The sequence below is a fragment of the Parafrankia discariae genome (genome assembly GCF_000373365.1).
In the GTDB taxonomy this organism is placed as follows: Bacteria; Actinomycetota; Actinomycetes; order Frankiales; family Frankiaceae; genus Parafrankia; species Parafrankia discariae.
Window position 1 is genome coordinate 13,817 of record NZ_KB891103.1, and the last position, 19,875, is coordinate 33,691.

Genomic DNA, 19,875 nt, shown 5'->3' on the forward strand with positions numbered 1-19,875 from the left:
GTCAGTGGTATGCCACGATTCTGGTCCGTTCTCGGCTCCGGGGTCACCTCGGTCACTTTCCGGAGAGCGAGAACGACCCGCTGTCGAACGAGGCGTGCACCCCGCCGTCGATCAGGATGTCGGTCCCGTTGACGAAGCCGGCCTCGGCCGCGCGCGGCGAGGCGCTCCAGGCCGTCGACATCGGTGACGTCGAGCGGACAGGGCTCCGCGGCGGGTCCGCGGCCCAGGCCCACCGGCCTGGATGCCGCGCTCGTCCTGGAATCCTGGAGTATCTGCGGGCCGGGCCGGGCCGGGCCGGTGGCCGAACGCGGTCGAGGAGATCCTGCGTGCGGATCCCGAGCGGACCGCTTCAGCCGCCCGGGTTCAGCCGCCCAGGCCGCTCATCAGGTTCGACCGCTCGCCCGCGCCCTGCTCCGCTCGGCGGACGAGACCGGCGATGTGCCCGGCGAGCCGGGGCCACAGTTCGCGGGGCAGGCCGTGGCCCATGCCCTCGATGAGCACCAGCTCCGCGCCGGGGATGGCCGCTGCCGTGGCCCGCCCGCCGCTCACGTCGCACATGACGTCGGCGACGCCGTGCAGCACCAGGGCGGGCAGCCGCAGCGACCGCAGGCGTGCCGTGCGGTCACCGGACGCCAACGCGGCGACGGACTGCCGCACGATGCCGAGCGGGTCGTGGCCGCGGTCGTAGGCCAGCCCGGCCCGCTGGGCGGCGGCGGCGTCGTCGAACGCGAACCCCGGGGACGACACCGCCTCGAGCGCGCGCACCTGCCAGTCGACGAAGCCCGCGCGCTCATCCGGCGGCCGGCCCAGGCCCGCGATCCTCGCGAGGTCGGGCTGGCCCACCGCGCGATCGCCGGTGGTGGACATCATCGAGGTCAGGGACCGGACCCGGTCGGGGCGTTCGATCGCCACGGTCTGGGCGACCATCCCACCCAGCGACGCGCCGACGAGGTGCGCGGTGCGGAAACCGAGCGCGTCCAGCAGGCCGACGGTGTCCGCCGCCATGTCCGAGAGCGTGTAGGCGGCGGACGACAGGTCGCCGGCGAGCGCGGCCCCGAGGTCGGGCACCGGCCCGTCGGTGAAGTGCGACGAGCGGCCCGTGTCACGACTGTCGAACCGGATGACATACAGGCCCCGTTCGGCGAGTTCGGCGCAGAACCCCTCCGGCCAGTTGATCATCTGCGCCCCGCCACCCATGATCAGCAGCACGAGTGGAGCCAGTGGGTCACCGAAGCGCTCATAGGCCACCGTGATGCCCGCCGGCCCGACATCCCGGACGGTCTCCTCGTTCACCAGAACACCTTCTTCCGCGCGGAATCACCGGGAAAACGGTACCAGGAAAATCCGGCCTTCCAGCCACCTCAACGCACCGAAAGAGGCAGATAAATTACTCGCCCAACCCGCCGTAAACATTATCTGTGAAATTTCCTAAAATGGGGGTGACGAGTGATTCGCCGGCTGGTTCCGGCGGCTGTCCGGTAGCCGGCGGTTGATTCCAGCGACTGTCCGGCCGCGATCCGGCCGCGATCCGGCCGCGATCCGCCGGCGGCCGTGGCCGCCGGCGGAGGAGACACGTGCCACGCCCGGCTCCCCCGGCCGCGCCCGGCACGGTAGAAGGACTGTATGGCCGCGACGTACGACCCCGCGAGGACACGGCTGGCGAACTACCCGTTCGTCATGACCCTGCAGCCCCGCTTCGGCGACATGGACAGCCTCGGGCACGTGAACAACGTGGCCATCGCGGCGCTCTTCGAAGAGGCCCGGGTCGGGATGAACCGGGCCATGCTCGGCGACAGCCATCTCGGCGCGGCGCTGGACCGTCCGCTCCCGGTGGTCGCGGCCCGGGTGGAGATCGACTACCTGGGCGAGGTCCGCTATCCCGGGGAGTACCAGGTCGGCGTCGGTGTCGGCCGGGTCGGCACCAGCTCCGTCCTACAGGTGTGCGCGATGTTCGACGGCGAGACCTGTGTCGCGCTGTGCGACGCCGTGCTGGTGCACCGCCCGGACACCGGCCCGGCGCCGGTACCGCCGGGGGCACGCGAGCTCCTGACGACGGTCATGGCCTTCCCGGCCCGGGTCGACGCCGGGGTCTGACTCACCCCGCGGCGCACGGAAAGGCGCCGGCGCGCCGGCGCCGAGATTCCCGGTTTCGATAGATGGGCACTACAGAGCATCGCGCGGCGTCATGCCGTCCGGATTCCATTCCAGTGACCAGCCGTACCGCGTCGCGACGTCGGCCTGGGTGCCGTCGACGAAATCGTTCTCCCGCCGGATGACCAGGTCGTCGCCCACCAGGTGGAAAGAGGCGACGACGCAGGTACGGGCGCCCGGTGAAGCCCCACCGGGACGAATGGCGAGTTGTTCGCCCGACCGCGCGGCGACGGTGAGCACCGGTCGCAGCGACGCCCACTCCGGCGCGCTGTGCAGACCGTAGGCGAAGACGAAGAACCGTTTGAAGGTGGCGAGAGCGCTCAGGTCGACGAAGATCGTCTGACCGTCCCGCTCGTCGCGGCTGCCCAGGCGCAGCACCTGCCGGCCGGCCCGCCCGGCGCCGCTGGCCGAGTTTCCCAGGTGCTGGATCACACCGGCGGCGCCGTCCAGTGCCTGCCAGAGGCAGCCGAGGTAGATGTTGCTCGGGCGCGGCAGCCCCGTGCGGGTCGTCAGCGTCTCCCAGCGCAGGGTCACCGTCAGGGCGCCGGAGCCACGCTGCTCCGCCGTCCAGACGGTGGCCGGGTGGTCGTCGTCGAGTGAGCCGACGTGTTCGTTGCGCTGCCGGTACCGCGAGGATCGCTCGCCGACCGCGGCCGGAGACGGCGGGTGCCGCGCCGGGGCGGCGCCCGCCGTCTCCGGCCGCGCGGCGCCGACGTCCTCCCCACCGAGGTCCAGTGGCGACCGCGTACCGCCGGCTGCCGGTCGAGCCGCCGGCGGCGCCGGTGGTGGTGACGGTTCCGGCCGCGGCGGCGCCGGCGGAGAAGGTGGTGCGGGAGGAGCCGCGGGAGGCGGCGGTGGGGCTGGAAGAGGCGGCGGCGGGGTCGGTGCCGGCCGGGCCGGTGTGTGCGGGGGCTGCGGTTGCGCGGGGCGGGGCAGCCGCGCGGGGTGTGACGGTTGCGCGGGGTGTGACGGTTGCGCGGGGTGTGACGGTTGCGCGGGATGCGGCGGGTGCAGGTGATCAGCGATCTTGCGGCGGCTCCGGGCCCGGGAGGTCCGGGTGAGGAACGGGGCCACGTCGGCGGGCCGCGCCGCCGGCACGCCACCTCCGTTCGCGACAGCGGCGTCCGCCCCGGCCCCGGCCCCGGCCCCGGCCCCGGCCCCGGCCCCGGCGGCACTGTGCCCATCCCCGTCCGGGCCAGTGCCGTTCGCGCCGGTGCCGTTCGCGCCGGCCCCGCTCGCGCCGGCGAGGCCGGGCAGTCCGCCCGCGTACCCCTGGCCGATCGCCCGGAACTTCCAGCCCGTCGGATGGCGGTACAGCTCACCGAAGATCAGCGCGGTCTCCAGGCCGGTCTCCACGTCGAAGGCGTAGCTGACGATCTCCCGGCCGTCGGCGTCGTCGAGCACCCGGATGTGGCCGCGGGGCACCGAACGGAACGTCTGCCCGCGCCCGGCCGCGTCGTAGATCGCGGCCCCGAACTGCACCCGGCTGACGGTGGCGGGCACCGCGGCCAGGGTGACGACGACGTCCTCGGTGGCCTGCGCCCCGCCGGTGGCCGGGCGGGGCGGTGCCGGCGAACCGAGCCGTTCCGCGGGGTTCGGCACCTGGTGGGCGAGGAGCAGCCGGGTGGGCGCGCCGCCGACGACGAGGGCGATGACGCCGTCCACGTCGACGGTCGAGCCTGGTGCCTCGCTCCAGCCGAACGCGACGCGCACCCGCGCCACGCCCGGCGCCGACCGGGACAGCAGCGCGTTGCCGCCCCTGGGCAGGGTGACGGTCACGAGTCGAGGTCGGAGCGCCGGAACTTGGCGTCCAGGAACCGTGCCTGGATGGCCAGCTTCGCCGCGTCCCCGGTGTAGACGAGATCCTGCAGCTCGTTGGCACCCTCGTCGAGGAGCTGGAGCTGGCGGATCAGGTCGTCGGCGGGCGTGGTGCCCGTGACCCCGGGGCGGTCGGCGTAGTGGGCCGGCAGGGCGACGAAATCCCCGAGCGCCTGCGGCAGGTACTCGTGCACGATCGCGGTCAGGTACCTCATCTCCTCCTCGCTCGCCGACTGGATCTCGATGTAGCGCAACAACGGGCGCAGGACGTCGTCGATGTCGCGCACGGTCGGCACCGCCCCGGGCGGCAGCCGCCCGCCGTTCGCGTTCGCGCCCGCGACGAGCTCGGCGAGTTCGCGCTGGAGCCGGCGGACCTGGTGCACGACCTCGTCGTCGCCCGCCCCCGGGGCACCGCCGGCCACCGCGGCGGAATCGCCGTCAGCCGCGCTCCCGGTGCTCCCCGCGCTCTCGGAGCGCCGGCGGAAGATCACGGCGTTCTCCTCTCCCCACCGGCCGCGGCGCCCGGCGCGACACCGGGGCCGGCCGCGGCGCGACCGTCAGGACGGGTCATCCGCGGGCACGGTCAGCTCTCGCCGGCGCGGGACCGCTCCAGGTACGCCTTCGACCGGCCCACCTGGGTCTCGAGCGCGGCGACGGTCGTCGCCATGCTCTCGACCGCCTTCACCTTGTAGGTGTCGATGGCGTCCATCGTCGCGAAGACGTTGTCGAACGCCTTCTGCAGGGTCTCGACGTCCACCGTGCTGGACGACGCCTGCTCCTGGATCCGGCCGGTCTGCTGGCGCAGCAGCTCGCTCGTCGACATGATCATGTTGTTCGTGGTGGCGTTCAGCGCGTTGATCTGGTCGAGCACGAGCTTCTGGTTCGCCAGGGCCTGCGCGACGATCACCGCGGTGCGCAGCGCGGCGACGGTGGTCGTCTGCGCCCGGTCGACGCCCTTGATCAGCTCGATGTTGTTCTTGCGGACGAGGTCGAGGGCCAGGTAGCCCTGCACGCTCACCGCCAGCTGGGTGAGCAGGTCCTGCTGACGCTGGCGGATGGGGAACAGCGCGTCGGAGGTGAGCGCGTCGGCGGTCGCCGGGTCGGTGGCCCGCAGGTGCTCGACCTTCGTCGAGACGGCGCCGTCGAGGGCCTTGGCGAGGGTCGCGTACTCGGTGATCTTGCCCATCGCCGCCCACAGGTTCGCCTTCTCCTGCTCGATGGCGGCGTTGTCCTTGCGCAGCTCGTCCTGGCCCGAGTCGAGCGCCCTGATGATGGCGTCGAGCTGCTTCTGCGCCGACTGGTAGCGCTCGAAGTACCGGGAGATCCGGTTGCCGAACGGGACCACGCCGAGCAGCCGGCGGGTGCCTTTGAGATCGGCCCGGGCCGGGTCGAGGTCCGTCACCGTCTGGCGCAGCTCGAGGAGGGTGCTGGCCACCCGGGCCTGGGCGTCGCCACCGGAGCCGGAGCCGCGCCCGCCGCGGGTGCCGCGCAGCGCCGCCGCGGGACGCTCGAGCATCCGGCTGGACACCCGGGCGCTCGCGACGATCTCGCGTTCGCCCATCCGCACGATGTCGTTGATCTTGTCCTGGAACGCCGGGCTGCGTGGGTCCTGCGCGGCGAGGTCGTCGGCGAAGGCCGCGGCACGCGTGCGCAGCTGCGCGCGTGTCGCCTCGTCGAGCGGGACCATGCTGTCCACCTGGTCGTCGGGGACGACCGGCACCGGAGCCGGCGGGGCGAGCTCGAGCGCCCCGCCCGCGGTACCGGTGACGGCCGCGCCGACGGGTGCGGGTGGTGGCCCACCGAGGTCCAGCGATTCCGACATGGCGTCCCCTTCCGGCACCCGCGCCTGGCGGATGCATATGCCGGAGGAAGTCTCTGCCCCTCCCGACCCTACGCGACATGCCCTGTCGATCATCCGACTACGCGGGCTCTTCGCCGCGACCCGCGCCCGGCACCGTCCAAGCCGTGGACCGGCGGCGGTCAGCCGCCCGGTCGCCCGGGGATCGGCGGCGCGGCGGCGGGCGCCCGGCCCGGGAACGCCGGGCGGGTCACGGGCTTCTCCCGGCCGCCGCGGGCCGCGTCGAGCACCCTGGCGGCCGCGACCTCCTCGGTGACCCCGAAGAGGTCGACGCTGACGTGCTGGCCCAGCAGACCCGGGCGCGGGCAGTCCTCGACCCGGAGCACCAGAAGCTTGCGCAGCCTCCCGTCGGGATCGTCCGCCCAGGCCGCCTGCCATTCCGCCGCGCCGAACCGCGAGTCGAGATACGCCGCGGACAGGACGGCGACGGTGCGCTCCGCCGCGCCCGCCGCGCGGTGCATCTCCTCGACGAACCGGCTCCCCGGGCCGAAGTCCCACACCTGCAGCAGCGTCGAGTACCCGTTCTCCTCCAGCACCCAGGCGATCCACTCCGCCCAGCCGCGGTCAGCCCGCGTGTAGGAGACGAAGAAGGCCACACCGGCCGGACCCGCCAAGGCCTCGCGGCCCGCGGCACCCGCGTCCACGGCGTCCCCCGTGCCCGCCGCGTCCCCCGTGCCCACGTTCATGGTCGACAGCTTGCCATGTCGAACCGGCGACCAACGGTGCCGACGTTCGGCTAGCGTCCCGATCATGACGATGGACGGGACGCCGCCGCGGTTCGCCGTCGGCCTGCCCAATGTCGGTGTCTTCGCCGACCCGGCCCTGCTCACCGAGCTGGCCGGCCGGGCCGAGCGGGCCGGGTGGGACGGCGTGTTCGTCTGGGACCACGTGCTGTACCACCACGGCTGGCCGGTCGTGGACCCCACCGTGGTCGCCGCCGCGATCGCCGCGACGACCACCCGGATCCGGCTCGGGATCCTGATGACCGCGGTCGCCCGGCGCCGAATCGGCAAGCTCGCGCGCGAGATCGCCTCGCTGGACGTCCTCTCCGGCGGCCGGGTGGTCTTCGGCGCCGGCCTGGGCTCCATGCCGGCCGAGTACACCGCCTTCGGGGAGCCCGCCGACCCGCGGTCGCGGGCGGCCCGGCTGGACGAGTCGCTCGCGGCCCTCGCCGCGTTGTGGAGCGGCGAGCCGGTGACCGTCCACGGCGAGCACGTCGTCGTGGACGGCGTGGCGATGGCGCCGACCCCCGTGCAGCGCCCGCGGCCACCGGTGTGGTGCGCGGGGCGCTGGCCGCTGCGCGCGCCGTTCCAGCGCGCCGCCCGGTGGGACGGCGTGCTGCCCGTCCACGCCGACTACGGCCGCCCGACCACCATGCCCGCGCCGATGCTCGCCGACATCGTCCGGTACGTGCACGCCCGGCGCCGGTCCGCGGGGACGGCCGGGCATCCCTTCGACGTCGTCCTCGAGGGGGCGACCGACGCGGACGCGCCCGACCGCGGCGGCGCCGTCGTCCGGCCCTACGCCGCCGCCGGGCTGACCTGGTGGGTCGAGGCGCTCGGCTGGTGGCGCGGCGGCCCCGACGAGGCCCGCGCCCGCGTCGACGCCGGCCCGCCGCTCGACGCCGCGGCGCGCGCGGACGCCTGACCCACGGCTCGGCCCGGGAAGCCCGTCGGCCCGGGGAGCTCAGCCGAGCGGGGGCGTGAGGCCGTCGATCCAGCGGTCGTAGTCGGTCAGCTTGGCCCGCAGCGCGTCCGGCCCCCGCGCCGAGTCGACGATGAGGAACCGCTCCTCGTCGATCGCCCGCACGAGCAGGTCGGCCTGCGCGTCCGCGCTCGGCGCGGAACGGAGCACCGGATGGTCGGCGGGCAGGTCGTTCGCGAGGAGCATCGGGGTCAGCATCGCGCCGGGGCAGAAACAGGAGACCCTGACGCCGCGCGGGCGGTACGCGGCCGCCAGCCACTCGGAGAGCGCGAGCGCCGCGTGCTTCGTCACCGAGTACGCCGCCTTCTCCGCCTGCGTCGACAGCGCGACGACCGACGCCGTCTGCAGCAGGTACCCCTCGCCCCGTTCCAGCATCGCCGGCAGCACCTCGCGGACCGCGTACACGTGGGACATGACGTGCAGCTGCCAGGACGAGTCCCACCAGGCGTTCGCCTGGACGTCGCCGGGCTGGCGGGGGCCGGCGGCCCCCGCGTTGCTGAACCAGACGTCGATCTCGCCGTAGGCGCGGCGGGCGAGGTCGGCGACGGCGCGGACGTTGTCCTCGACCGTGATGTCGGCCGCCAGACCGACACCGCCGATCTCGCTCGACACCCGCTCGACGCCGGCGGGGTCGACGTCCGTCACGACGACCTTCGCGCCCTCGGCGGTGAACCGGCGCGCGCAGGCCTCACCGAGCCCACCTCCCGAGCCGGTGATCACGACGACCCTGCCGGCGAGTCTCACAGCGCGCCCCTCACGTTTCCCTCACGCCGAGTCACGCAGCGCGCTCAGGATGGCGTCGGTGAGCTCGGGACGGCAGATGAGCAGGTCGGGCAGGTAGGGGTTGGGTTCGTTGTAACGCAGCGGGGTGCCGTCGAGGCGGGAGACGTGCAGCCCGGCGGCGGCGGCGACGGCGACGGGCGCGCAGGAGTCCCATTCGTACTGGCCGCCGGAGTGGGCGTAGACGTCGACGTCGCCGCGGACGACCGCCATCGCCTTGGCGCCGGCGGAGCCCATCGGGACCAGGGTCGCGTCCAGCTGGGCGAGCAGGTGGTCGACGCAGGCCGGTGGCCTGGTCCGGGAGACCGCGAGCCGGATCGGCCCGGCCACCGGCGCCGGGAGGACCGGCGGGGCGCCGGTGTGCAGCACGACGCCGGCCGCGGGGAGCGCGACCGCGCCCACCGTGGGACGCCCGTTCACGGCGAGGGCGACGTGGACGGCCCAGTCCGCCCGCGGTGGCTCGCCGTACTCGCGGGTGCCGTCGAGCGGGTCGATGATCCATACCCGGTCGCGTTCGAGGCGGATGTGGTCGTCGGCGCTCTCCTCGGAGAGGACGGCGTCGTGCGGGCGGGCCTGGGCGAGCAGGTGGAGCAGGAGTTCGTTGGACTGCCGGTCGCCTTCGGCGCCACCCTGGTCGCGGATCGCGAGGAGCAGCTCGCCGGCCTCGTGAGCGAGGGCGGCGGCCAGGGTGTGGTCGTCCATCCCGGCCGCGGGAATCGTGTGCGACCCGCCGGTGGCGCCGGTAGCCGTGGCGGGGGCGGTGTCACTGGTCATGGGCCGGTCTCCACACGGGTCAGGCCGGTCCCCGCACGGGTCAGGGTGGCGATGGGGGCGGCGGTGGCGGTCATGCCGGGTCCGGCGGGGTGAGGACGCCGGTGGTGCGCAGGTGTTCGACGACGAGGTCGGCGGAGGCCTCGGGGGTGACGGCGCCGGCGGCGTCGAGGTGGAGCTCGGGGTTCTCGGGCGGTTCGTAGGGCGAGTCGATGCCGGTGAAGTTCACCAGCTGGCCGGCGCGGGCCTTGGCGTAGAGGCCCTTGCGGTCCCGGGACTCGGCGACCTCCAGGGGGGTGTCGACGTGGATCTCGATGAACTCACCGGGCTCGAGCAGGTCGCGGGCGAGCTGGCGTTCCGCGCGGAACGGGGAGATGAACGAGGCGAGCACGATGATCCCGGCGTCCGCCATGAGTCGGGCGACCTCGGTGACCCGGCGGATGTTCTCGACCCGGTCGGCGTCGGTGAACCCGAGGTCCTTGTTCAGCCCGTGCCGGACGTTGTCCCCGTCGAGCAGGTAGGTGTGGAAACCCTGCTCGTGCAGCCGCTTCTCGACCAGGTTCGCGATCGTCGACTTCCCGGCACCGGACAGGCCGGTGAACCACAGCACCGCCGGGCGCTGCCCCTTGGCGCGCGCCCGGGCGGTCTTGTCGACCTCGACGGCCTGCCAGTGCACGTTGTCCGCGCGGCGCAGCGCGAAGTGCAGCAGCCCGGCCGCGACCGTGGCCCGGGTGAACCGGTCGATCAGGATGAACCCGCCGGTGTGCCGGTTCGTGGTGTACGGATCGAACGGGATCTGCCGATCCACGTTGATGTTGCACACGCCGATCTCGTTGAGATCGAGGGTGCGGGCGGCGGTGTGTTCCAGGGTGTTGACGTTGACCTTGTACTTGGGTTGGGCGACCGTGACAGTGCTTGTCCGTGCCCCGATCTTCATCAGGTAGGGGCGGCCGGGCAGCATCGGCTCGTCGGACATCCAGACCAGGTGGCATTCGAACTGGTCCGCCACCCCGGGCGGGTCGATCGCGGTGGCGAGCACGTCGCCACGGCTGACGTCGATCTCGTCGACCAGGGTGAGGGTGATCGACTGGCCGGCGATCGCCTCGTCCAGGTCCCCGTCGGCGGTGACGATCCGCTCCACGGTGCTCTCCTGCCCCGAGGGCAGGGCCCGGATCCGGTCCCCGGGGCGGACCGTGCCCCCGGCGATCTGCCCGGAGAACCCGCGGAAGTCCAGGTTCGGCCGGTTGACCCACTGCACCGGCAGGCGGAACGACCCGGTGTGCGTGTCGTCGTCGACCGGCACCGTCTCCAGATGCCCGACCAGGGTCGGCCCGCCGTACCACGGGGTGTTCGGGCTGGGTTCGGTGATGTTGTCACCGGCCAGCGCCGACAGCGGGATCGCGACGATGTCACTCAGGCCGATCCGGGCGGCGAACTGCCGGTAGTCCGCCTCGATCCGGTCGAACACGTCCTGGGAGTAGTCGACCAGGTCGAGCTTGTTGATCGCGAGCACGATGTGCCGGATCCCCAGCAGCGACACCAGATAGCTGTGCCGGCGGGTCTGGGTGAGCACACCCTTGCGCGCGTCGATCAGGATCACCGCGAGATCCGCGGTGGACGCCCCGGTCACCATGTTCCGGGTGTACTGCTCATGCCCCGGGGTGTCCGCGACGATGAACTTCCGCCGCTCGGTCGAGAAGAACCGGTACGCCACATCGATCGTGATGCCCTGCTCGCGTTCCGCGGTGAGCCCGTCGACCAGCAGCGCGAAATCCAGCCCGTCGCCCTGCGTGCCGACCTTCTTCGAGTCCGCCTCCAACGCGGCGAGATGGTCGGAGAACACCAGCTTCGAGTCGTACAGCAGCCGGCCGATCAGCGTCGACTTCCCGTCGTCGACACTGCCGCAGGTGATGAACCGCAGCATGGTCTTGTGCTCGTGCAGATTGAGATACGCCTCGATGTCGTCCGCGACGAGGTCGCTGGCCGCGTGCGCCATCAGAAGTACCCCTCCTGCTTCTTCTTCTCCATCGAACCGGACGAGTCATGGTCGATGACCCGGCCCTGGCGTTCCGAGCTCGTCGTCAGCAGCATCTCCTGGATGATCTCCGGGAGGGTGCCGGCGGTACTTTCCACCGCGCCGGTCAGCGGGTAGCAGCCCAACGTCCGGAACCGCACACTGCGCTGCTGCGGCACCTCCCCGGGCTTCAGCCGCATCCGGTCGTCGTCCACCATGATCAGAGCGCCGTCGCGTTCCACGACCGGGCGCGGCGCCGCGTAGTACAGCGGCACGATCGGGATCCGCTCCCGGTGGATGTACTGCCAGACGTCCAGCTCGGTCCAGTTCGACAGCGGGAACACCCGCACGCTCTCCCCGGGCGCCTTGGCCGCGTTGTACAGCCGCCACAGCTCCGGACGCTGCGCCTTCGGGTCCCACCGGTGCGCCGCCGAGCGGATCGAGAACACCCGCTCCTTCGCCCGCGACTTCTCCTCGTCGCGGCGCGCGCCACCGAACGCCAGATCGAACCCGTACTTGTCCAGCGCCTGCTTCAGCCCCTCGGTCTTCCACATGTCCGTGTGCGTCGCCGAACCATGGTCGAACGGATTGATGCCCCGTTCCACACACTCCGGGTTCTGATAGACGAGCAGATCCACCCCGAGCTCCGCGGCGACCTTGTCCCGGAAGTCGTACATCGCCCGGAACTTCCACGTCGTGTCCACATGCAACAGCGGGAACGGCGGCCGTGACGGGAAGAACGCCTTCATCGCCAGGTGCAACAGCACGGTGCTGTCCTTACCCACCGAATACAGCATCACCGGCCGTTCGCTCTCCGCCGCCGCCTCCCGGAAGATCTGGATGCTCTCCGCCTCCAGGCGCTGCAGATGTGTCAGTCGGCCCATGCCGGGGCTACCCTTCTCCGTCCGTACCGTCTCCGTCTGTACCGCTGTTTCCGTACTGTTGACCGACGTCATGACCGGGGCCTCTCCTCGTCGCTGCCGGCGGTGCCGCCGTCCACCGCGGCCGCGGGGCGGGGCGGGCCGGCGGAGGTGAACGCGGTGCCGGGTGGGTCGAGCGCCCAGTCCGCGGGCGTTCCCCACTCCTCCTCGAACACAAGCTCTGCCATCGGGCGCCGGCGCACCGGGCCGTGCCGGCCCGCCGGCCGGCCCAGCGTGATGGTGCCGGCGACGAACGTGCCCTCGGGCACGCCGAGCAGCTCGCGCAGCTGCGCGTCCACGGCGAAGTTCCAGCCGGTGAACGCCCCGCCGTAACCGAGCGCGCGAGCCGCCAACAGCAGGTTCTGGCACGCCGGATACACCGACGCCCCCTCGGACGGAGTCGGGTCCCGGTAGCGCACCAGGCACGGCAGGATCAGCACCGGCACCCGCTCGAACCCGTCGACGAACTGCTGCATCGCCGCGGCCATCCGAGCCTTGGGTGAGTCCGCGACCGTGCCCGTCCCGCTGTCGTACCGGTCCCGCCGGCGCTTGCCGCCCCAGGTCCGCCGCGCGGCGTCACCGATCAGCTTCTTCGCCGCCCTGGCCTTCGGGCCATCGGTCAGCACGACGAACCGGAACGGCTGCCGATTGGAACCGCTGGGTGCCCGGGTCGCCGCGAACAACATGGCGCGCAACGCCTCACGGGGCACCGGCTCGTCGGTGTAACGACGGATGGCCCGGGTCGTGGTCAGGCCCTCCAACAGGCCCACCGTGTCCGCGGGCAGCACCACCGCCGCCAACTCACGCGCCGCGTCGGAGCTGTCAGCGCACATGGGTCCACCGGATCCTCACCTGGTCCGGGCGTGCCCGGACCCCGCGTGTCCGCTCTCGGTGCATCCTGCTCATCCTCCCGCCAGGCCGGCCGTCCTGCGCAACTGCTGCTTGCCTAGGAGTTGTTCCTCACGACGACACGACTACCGGCAGGTTCGCCCACCCTCGCGTCGCGCGGGTGTGGCCGCGGTCGACCTCCCAGCCGCTCCACCGCTTCAGGTCCAGACCGCCGCGCGCGCGGTGTAGTCGGCGAACAGCGGGCGGATCCGGTCGACGTCGATGCCGAACGTCGCCGGGTCCGGATGGACGTTGCGCTCGCGCTTCTCCGCGTTCTCCCGCCACCATCCCTGCATTCCGGCCTCGAACTCCGGGGTGACGGGCTCACCGAGGAAGGCGTAGAGCCCGCGGATCTCCCTGATCGGATCACGCTGCATCGCCCGGAAGTCGATGTCGTAAAACCGGCCGTCACCGGCCCTGTCGCGGAACGCCAGCGCCCGCTCCATGCCGACCGACCAGTGTTCGATGTTGAGCTGGCCGAGGTAGCGCTCGTCGATGTCGTCGCAGTACGAACGGGCCACCGCGGCGTAGAGGTCGGCCACCGACACCATCACCTCGGCGGGATCGCGGTGCGTCCACACGAAACGGGCGTCCGGGAACGCCTTGTCGAGATCGTCCAGGAAGAGCAGGTGGGTCGGGCACTTCAGCCGCCACGGCTGGGCCTCGAACCCCCACTGCAGCAGTTTCAGCGTGCGCAGCTCGTACCGGTAGGTCGAGGTGAGATCGGCGTTGAGCAGCCACTTCGAATAGGACGGGACGTAGGCGAACGCCTGGAAGAAGTGCGCCCGGAAGTCGAGCGCCATCAGGCTCTGGCACTCCGTCGGGCCGGTCGCGCTGGCCGGGACGAGCGCGGGCCGGCGCGGCGAGGTCCGCTTCCGTTCCTCCACGTCGGCCCGGCCGTCCTCGACCCTCGGGTCCTCACCGGGCACGGTGGACGGCGGCGGGCAGGGCGCGTTCGCCTCCCACATCCGCAGCGACCGGGCGTCCGGGTCCTCGGCCAGCAGGAACGACAGCGCCGTCGACCCGGTGCGCGGCAGGCCGAGCCCGATCAGCGGCGCGGTGATCCGCTCGTCGTCGATCTCGGGATGGCGCCGGTACCAGTCCTCGATCTGCAGCCGCTGGCTCAGCATGCCGACGAGCATCTTGCGCAGCGCCGCCTGGCCGGTGCTGTTCAGCGTGGCCTCCTGCTGAAGGGCACGGACGAGCACCTCCAGGCCCTCCAAGAACGAGTCCTCACCGAAGTCGTCCAGTCCGGTCCCGGCACGCGCGGCGTCGAGCAGTTCGTGATGTGCTCCCACGAATTCTTCCCTTCGGACGTGGGCCGCCACCGGCGATGAACGTCACGGGTGGCTGTGGACCCAGGCGATCCGGATTCCGGGCCTGGGTGATTACGGATCCGGGCGGCGACCGCTGATCCGGACGACTGTGGATTCCCGCGGTCGGCCGCGCGGCCGACCGCGGCAATCCGGTGGTCCGGAGACGTCCGGTGGTCCGGAGACGTCCGGTGGTCCGGAGACATCCGTCGGTCCGGAGACGTCCGGTGGTCAGGAGAAGTCGGAGCCGCCGTCGACGTTGACGTTCGCGCCGGTCATGTACGTGTTGCGGCGCGAGCCGACGAAGGCGATCACGGCGCCGATCTCGCGCGGCGCGCCCGCGCGGGGAAGGTGGGCGGGATGACCGAAGTGTTCCGTGATACCGCGCATCACGGCGTGCAGGTCCTCCGGGTCGATGCCGATGCCGCGGGCCCAGGTGGCCAGACCCTCGGAGGCGAAGCTTCCCGGGGACACGGTGTTGACGAGAATCTCGTCCGGAGCCAGGGTCAGTGAGAGATTCTTGGTGATGCTGGTGACCATCGACTTCGCGGCGGTGTACGCGATCAGCGACGCGGTCTGGCGCTTGGTCGAATGCGCCGAGATGTTCACGATGCGGGCCCACTCGGCGGCGCGCAGCAGGGGCAGTGCGGCCCGCACGCACCGGACCATACCCAGCACGCCCACGTCGACGGCGGCCAGCCAGTCGTCGTCCGTGAGCTCTTCGAACGGGCCCATCCGGTCGCCTTTGGGTCCGGTCGCGTTCACCAGGGAGTTCAGTTCTCCCCAGCGGTCGCGGACGAGGTCGAACGCGGCGGTCACCTCGTCCGGCCGGGTGATGTCCGCGGGCAGGGCCACCGCGTCGGCGGCCCCCAGCTCCAGCAGACGGCCGACGGTCTTCTCCAGATTCGCCCGGTTCCGGGCCAGTACGGCCACCCTGGCCCCGTCCGCGGCGAAGCATTCCGCCGCCGCGAGGCCCATACCCTGGGTGCCGCCCTGTACCACCACCGCGGCACCGGCTAAGCCAAGATCCACCTTGGTCGCCTCCGTCCACCTCGTCCAGCCGGAAAGGTTTGGCGACAGTATGATGTCACCAATATGAGCGTCTCGGCAACACCTGACGAGGACGGCGACGACGCCACCCGGCCCCGGCGGCGCTACGACAGTCCGTTGCGCCGCGAACGGGCTGTCCAGACACGTGAACGCATCGTCGCCGCCGGCTCGGCTCTCGTCCACGGATTCCCCGTCTGGGACTGGGGCGGCCTGACCTTCCGCGCGGTGGCGGAGCGCGCCGGGGTGGGCGAACGCACCGTCTACCGGCACTTCCCCACCGAGCGCGACCTGCACAACGCCGTCATGCGCCGGCTGCAGGAGGAGGCCGGCGTCTCCTACGAGGGGATGGAGCTGGACGACGTCGCGGACACCACCCGGCGGTCGTTCGCGACGCTGTCGTCGTACGCGGTCGCGCGGTGGAGCCACCCGGACCCATCCCAGCCGGCCCTCGTCGACGAGGACAGGGCACGCCGCGACGCCCTGCTCGACGCCGTCATCCCCCAGACCGCCGACTGGTCCGAGGCCGAGCGCCAGACCGCGGCGGCCATGCTCGACGTGCTGTGGAACGTGCCATCCTACGAACGCCTGGTCAGCGTGTGGGAGTTCGACGGCGACGCCGCGACGGGCGCCATCAGCTGGGTCATCGGCCTCGTGGTGGAGGCCATCCGCGACGGGCGCCGCCCGAGCTCGCCCTAGCCCTCGGCGGGCGCCGGAACGCGGACGGTGCCGGCAGCGCAAACGGTGCCCGCGGTGCAAACGGTGCCGGCGGTGCCCGTCGCGGCCGCGCTCAGATCCGGGCGCCCTTCTCCTGGTTACAGCGGCGGCAGAGCAGCTGGAGGTTGTTCACGCTGCTGGCCCCGCCCCGGCTGTGCGGGATGACGTGGTCGAACTCCAGGTACTCGGTGGCCCGGCACTGCACGCACGCGCCGCCGTCACGCTGCCAGACCTCGGCCTTCACCACCTGGGAGATCGCCCGGCTGTCCCGGGCACCGGGCGCGATCACCAGCCGGCGGGCGATCCGCAGCGTGCCGGCGAGGACCGCCGCCACGTACTCGGGGTCCCCCACCTGGTAGGTGCCACCGCCACGGCTCGTCGTCGCCGAGACGTCGATGGTGCCGTAACCCGCCGCGACGGCCACGATCTTCGACCAGGCGGTCTCCGTACCGCCGCCGTTCTGGGCCAGGAACCGCAGCTTGCGGTTGCTGACGACCAGACGTCCGGGGGTGTGCCGCGGACCGCTCGCGAGCTGGCGGACCTGCACGACGTCGGTGTCCAGATGCACGATCTCGTCGAGATCGAGGTGCAGCGTCGAGGACGTCTCCCGCGGCAGCTCCCCGTTGCGGATGCGGGAGAGGTCGAGCCCCCGGCGCAGCCTGCGGCGCATCTCCTCGACGGCCGGGTCCACGACGCCCGCGTCGGCGAGGCCCAGGCGGCGGACCTCGTCCTCGAAGAGCTGGTACTCGTGCTCCTCGATGATCTCGTCACCGAACGCGAAGGTGACGACCCGCTGGAGGTGGCCGAGCGCGACCGACCGGAACACCTGCTGACCGGCGGCCTCCGGCACCAGCTGGAAGCGCAGGTCGGCCCACAGCGCGTCCAACCCGGGCGCGCCGGGACCGGCGTCCACGGCCTCGACGAGCCGCCGCCGCCAGTCGGCCAGGACACGCCGGATCTCGTCCTCACAGGCCGCGCAGGGCACCGGTGCCGAGAACAGGCGCCGCCGCTTCGCCGCGCCGCACCGGCCGCAGGTCGCCTCCGACTCGACGAAGGGCTGCCTGGTGCGGGACGCCCAGGCCGTGCCGTCCCACCAGCGCAGCAGGCCGGGCGCCGCGGGGTCGGGATACCAGTCGGCCCGGCGCGCCGACGCCGACGGCCCGGTCGGCGTACCCGGCGCGGGTGGCGACGCCGCGATGCCGGTGGTCGCGCCGTTCCCGGCCGTCGCGCCCCTTCCGGCGCTCGCACCGTTCCCGGTGGTCTTTTCCGGTTCCTCTTCCTCTTCTTCCTCGACGGCGATCCCGAAGCTGCGGGCCAGGCCGGCGAGGCCGCTGGCCCAGCCCTGACCGACGGCGCGGAACTTCCATCCGTCGCCCCGGCGGTAGATCTCGCCGAAGACCATCGTCGTCACCGGGTCGGTCGTCGCGGACGCGAACTCGACGAGTGGCCGGCCAGCGGTGCCGTTGACCCGCACCCGCAACCCGTCGACCCCGGCGAAGGTGCCGTCGTCGACCGATCCGGCGATCACCACGGTGACGATGTCGGGCTCGACGTCCGGCAGGGCGACGGTCAGCGTGCCACCGGCACCCGCCGAGACGAGGCTGACCGCGCCGGAGCTGTGCCGCGGCTGGTTGTAGAACACGATGTCGGCGTCGGACCGGACCTGGCCGGCGCTCGTCACCAGCACGGCGCAGACATCCACCGGCTCGCCCGACGCCGAGCTCACGACGGCCGTCACGACCTCCGTCGGGATGACGGTGTTGGCGCCCTTCGGCAGGGTCGGTACAGCGACCATCGGTCCTCCATCAGCAGCCCGGGCCGTCGGAGGACGAGGCGGTGCCGCGCGACGCCCGACCAGACGGCCGCCCCCTCGCGGCAAACAGGGATACAAGGTTCCCTGTTTCATAAAAGTTACCGGTCAGTGTAACGACCGGTCACGGCGGGTCTCGGCCACGCCACTCACGCCGGCAGTCGGGCGTCCAGCTCGGTGAGGGCCGCGAGCGCGCCGAGCGGCACCGAGACGCCCGACCCGGGTGGGAGTCCGCCCGGGGCCGGGTTGACGCGAATCAACCGGCCGCCCGCCGCGGACTCGGCCATCCGGCGCACGGTGGGCACCGCCGTCCCCGCCCCGATCTCGACGACCACCAGCCGGCGCCCGGCGCCCGCCGGTCCGTCCAGCCCGTGCTCCGGTCCGTCCAGCCAGGCCGAACAGGCGCGCAGCGCCCGCTCGGAGCGCGCCCCGAGCCAGTTCCAGTCCCCGAACATCAGGATGTTCGGCCGGGCCAGCGCGTCGCACCGCGGGCAGCGCGGCAACGGCTCCCGCGCCCGCATCGTCTCCGGGTCGACGTCGACGTGGACGTCGTCGGCGGGCCAGACCTCCGCCCCGCAGGGGACCGTGCACTGAAGATGGTGGATCGAGCCGTGGACCTCGGCCACATCGGCGAAGCCGGCCCGTTGGAACTGGCCGTCCACATTCGAGGTGAACACCCACATCCCACCGGGCAGCCGGGCACCCCACCGGCGCAGGACGTCGAACCCCGCGTGCGGCACGGTCGCCCGGTACAGGCCGAGGCGGTGGCCGTAGAAGCCCCAGGCCAGGGTCGGGTCGGCGCCGAAGTGAATCGGGTCGGCGAGCCGCGCGAACGACAGCCGCAGCCGGGCGTAGGGCGGGTACGCCTGCCAGAAGCCGGTGTCACCGCGGAAGTCGGGCAGGCCGGAATCCACCCCCATGCCCGCCCCGGCGCAGACGAGCAGCGCGTCGGCCGCGCCGAGCAGCGTGGCAGCCCGGTCGAGCGCGTCGGGAATCTGTGTGCTCACCGTTTCATCATCACCGCCGTCGGGTCTCTCGCCGGCGCGCGGCCCCGGTCCGGCGGCCCGGATTCATCACACCCGCCCGGCGATCGCGCCGACCCGGGGACTCCCGATGAATGTCACGGACGGACACCGCGACTGGACATTCGCTCTCTCCTCGGCATATCCGGGAGTACAGTCCCGAGAAAGGATCATTCGAACGGACGCCCGCGAGCAGTGATTCCGCTCCCACACCGGTGGTGCGCGCGGCAACATGACGGCGGGTACCCGTTGATGAATGCGGGGACGCTGCATGAACAAGGACCAGCGGCGGAGTGTTGATGAGGATCCGCGCCGCGTGATCGAGAGACGCCTGGTCGACGTCCTGGACGGAATAGTCGATCTCGACTCGGAACGCAGCCGCCTGCTGCTGGCCCGGTTGGTCGGGCGTGAGATGGGCGGGCGAATCCGGGTCACCGACCTTCCGAACCCACGGCAGTGGCTGGTCCGCCTGGTGGAGATCTGCGCCGAGCGGCCGGGCGGAATAACCGCTCTCGCCACGGCCGTCACCGATCTCGAGCCCGACGGTACGACCACACCGGAGATCGCGCGCCTCGCGACCCGCTGGGAACAGGCGGGCATGTCCGTTCCCGAGCCCACCCGCCCGTCCGGGCACGGTCCGCGACCCGGGCAGCCCGCCCCCGGCATCGCCAGTACAGGCGGTGTCGCCAGTACAGGCGGTGTCGCCGGCACAGGCGCGGCCGCGGTCACCAGCGCCACGGAAGACGACACGCAACCGACAAAGATCGAAGTTACTCGGAACGTGCGTGGATTCTCCGACGAAGAGACGCGGGCACTGGCCGCGGCGTTCCCGGAGCAGATCGACGCCAAGAACCTTCTCGTCGCGGCCGGGCTTCCATCCGAACAGCAGCCTGGCTGGTCGGTCCGCAACGCGCGGGACTTCTGGACCGAGGTGAACCAGTTCCTGACCGCCGGCGGTCTCGTCGACGGCCGGCGACGGATTCTGGCCGCGGCCGCCGCCCACCGGCCCGAAAACCCGCACTTCGGGGGTTTCTCGTCGCATCGGCTGTGCTGAGGTAGGAC

Annotated in this window: 19 protein-coding genes; 4 read left to right on the forward strand and 15 right to left on the reverse strand. The window is 72.4% G+C overall.

Features of this window, described 5'->3' with window-relative positions:
* Window positions 1-52 precede the first annotated feature (52 nt).
* Together B056_RS45265 and B056_RS0102160 are read right to left on the reverse strand one after the other, a co-directional pair.
* Complete coding sequence (locus B056_RS45265) at window positions 53-181, reverse strand: hypothetical protein (RefSeq protein WP_018500257.1); 129 nt, start codon at window positions 179-181, stop codon at window positions 53-55.
* Between the two features lie 182 nt (window positions 182-363).
* Entirely contained in the window at window positions 364-1,293 is a 930-nt protein-coding gene (locus tag B056_RS0102160) for an alpha/beta fold hydrolase (RefSeq protein ID WP_018500258.1), read from the reverse strand.
* Between the two features lie 330 nt (window positions 1,294-1,623).
* On the opposite strand from B056_RS0102160, the gene B056_RS0102165 reads away from it, so the two are divergent.
* The gene (locus tag B056_RS0102165; RefSeq protein ID WP_018500259.1) at window positions 1,624-2,094 is read left to right on the forward strand and encodes an acyl-CoA thioesterase; all 471 of its coding nucleotides are present in this window, start codon (window positions 1,624-1,626) and stop codon (window positions 2,092-2,094) included.
* Between the two features lie 69 nt (window positions 2,095-2,163).
* On the opposite strand, the gene B056_RS45655 is transcribed toward B056_RS0102165, so the two are convergent.
* The 4 genes from B056_RS45655 to B056_RS0102185 form a co-directional block, all read right to left on the reverse strand.
* Window positions 2,164-3,930: a TerD family protein gene (locus B056_RS45655; RefSeq protein ID WP_018500260.1), complete on the reverse strand. Its 1,767-nt coding sequence runs from the start codon at window positions 3,928-3,930 to the stop codon at window positions 2,164-2,166.
* Complete coding sequence (locus B056_RS0102175) at window positions 3,927-4,460, reverse strand: hypothetical protein (protein WP_018500261.1); 534 nt, start codon at window positions 4,458-4,460, stop codon at window positions 3,927-3,929. Before B056_RS0102175 ends, B056_RS45655 begins: the two co-directional genes overlap by 4 nt.
* A gap of 92 nt (window positions 4,461-4,552) precedes the next feature.
* The gene (locus B056_RS0102180; protein ID WP_018500262.1) at window positions 4,553-5,791 is read right to left on the reverse strand and encodes a toxic anion resistance protein; all 1,239 of its coding nucleotides are present in this window, start codon (window positions 5,789-5,791) and stop codon (window positions 4,553-4,555) included.
* 158 nt (window positions 5,792-5,949) lie between these two features.
* On the reverse strand, window positions 5,950-6,513 hold the full coding sequence (locus tag B056_RS0102185) for a toll/interleukin-1 receptor domain-containing protein (RefSeq protein WP_018500263.1): 564 nt from the start codon (window positions 6,511-6,513) through the stop codon (window positions 5,950-5,952).
* Window positions 6,514-6,577: 64 nt separating this feature from the next.
* On the opposite strand from B056_RS0102185, the gene B056_RS0102190 reads away from it, so the two are divergent.
* Entirely contained in the window at window positions 6,578-7,474 is an 897-nt protein-coding gene (locus tag B056_RS0102190; protein ID WP_018500264.1) for an LLM class flavin-dependent oxidoreductase, read from the forward strand.
* Window positions 7,475-7,513: 39 nt separating this feature from the next.
* On the opposite strand, the gene B056_RS0102195 is transcribed toward B056_RS0102190, so the two are convergent.
* From B056_RS0102195 to B056_RS0102225, 7 genes are all read right to left on the reverse strand, one after another.
* A complete protein-coding gene (locus B056_RS0102195; RefSeq protein WP_018500265.1) occupies window positions 7,514-8,275 on the reverse strand; it encodes an SDR family NAD(P)-dependent oxidoreductase in 762 nt (253 codons plus the stop codon).
* Between the two features lie 21 nt (window positions 8,276-8,296).
* Window positions 8,297-9,013 (reverse strand): 3'(2'),5'-bisphosphate nucleotidase CysQ, encoded by a 717-nt coding sequence (locus tag B056_RS0102200; RefSeq protein WP_026239234.1) that lies wholly within the window; start codon window positions 9,011-9,013, stop codon window positions 8,297-8,299.
* 142 nt (window positions 9,014-9,155) lie between these two features.
* Window positions 9,156-11,078 (reverse strand): sulfate adenylyltransferase subunit CysN, encoded by a 1,923-nt coding sequence (gene cysN / locus B056_RS0102205; RefSeq protein ID WP_018500267.1) that lies wholly within the window; start codon window positions 11,076-11,078, stop codon window positions 9,156-9,158.
* On the reverse strand, window positions 11,078-11,980 hold the full coding sequence (gene cysD / locus B056_RS0102210; RefSeq protein WP_018500268.1) for a sulfate adenylyltransferase subunit CysD: 903 nt from the start codon (window positions 11,978-11,980) through the stop codon (window positions 11,078-11,080). The genes cysN and cysD overlap by 1 nt, the downstream gene beginning before the upstream one ends.
* Window positions 11,981-12,048: 68 nt before the next feature.
* Window positions 12,049-12,849: a nitroreductase family protein gene (locus tag B056_RS34750; protein ID WP_018500269.1), complete on the reverse strand. Its 801-nt coding sequence runs from the start codon at window positions 12,847-12,849 to the stop codon at window positions 12,049-12,051.
* Window positions 12,850-13,062: 213 nt separating this feature from the next.
* Window positions 13,063-14,202, reverse strand: a complete 1,140-nt coding sequence (locus tag B056_RS0102220) for a sulfotransferase family protein (RefSeq protein WP_018500270.1) — start codon at window positions 14,200-14,202, stop codon at window positions 13,063-13,065.
* Between the two features lie 246 nt (window positions 14,203-14,448).
* Window positions 14,449-15,249: an SDR family NAD(P)-dependent oxidoreductase gene (locus tag B056_RS0102225; RefSeq protein ID WP_026239235.1), complete on the reverse strand. Its 801-nt coding sequence runs from the start codon at window positions 15,247-15,249 to the stop codon at window positions 14,449-14,451.
* Window positions 15,250-15,312: 63 nt separating this feature from the next.
* On the opposite strand from B056_RS0102225, the gene B056_RS0102230 reads away from it, so the two are divergent.
* On the forward strand, window positions 15,313-15,963 hold the full coding sequence (locus tag B056_RS0102230) for a TetR/AcrR family transcriptional regulator (protein ID WP_018500272.1): 651 nt from the start codon (window positions 15,313-15,315) through the stop codon (window positions 15,961-15,963).
* Between the two features lie 91 nt (window positions 15,964-16,054).
* Here B056_RS0102230 and B056_RS0102235 read toward each other — a convergent pair whose 3' ends face one another.
* Together B056_RS0102235 and B056_RS0102240 are read right to left on the reverse strand one after the other, a co-directional pair.
* Complete coding sequence (locus tag B056_RS0102235; RefSeq protein ID WP_018500273.1) at window positions 16,055-17,776, reverse strand: TerD family protein; 1,722 nt, start codon at window positions 17,774-17,776, stop codon at window positions 16,055-16,057.
* A 164-nt stretch (window positions 17,777-17,940) separates the two neighbouring features.
* A complete protein-coding gene (locus B056_RS0102240) occupies window positions 17,941-18,798 on the reverse strand; it encodes an SIR2 family NAD-dependent protein deacylase (RefSeq protein ID WP_018500274.1) in 858 nt (285 codons plus the stop codon).
* Window positions 18,799-19,129: 331 nt separating this feature from the next.
* Here B056_RS0102240 and B056_RS0102245 point away from each other — a divergent pair, with 331 nt between their 5' ends.
* Window positions 19,130-19,867 (forward strand): effector-associated domain 2-containing protein, encoded by a 738-nt coding sequence (locus tag B056_RS0102245; RefSeq protein ID WP_020572271.1) that lies wholly within the window; start codon window positions 19,130-19,132, stop codon window positions 19,865-19,867.
* The last annotated feature ends 8 nt before the right edge of the window (window positions 19,868-19,875 follow it).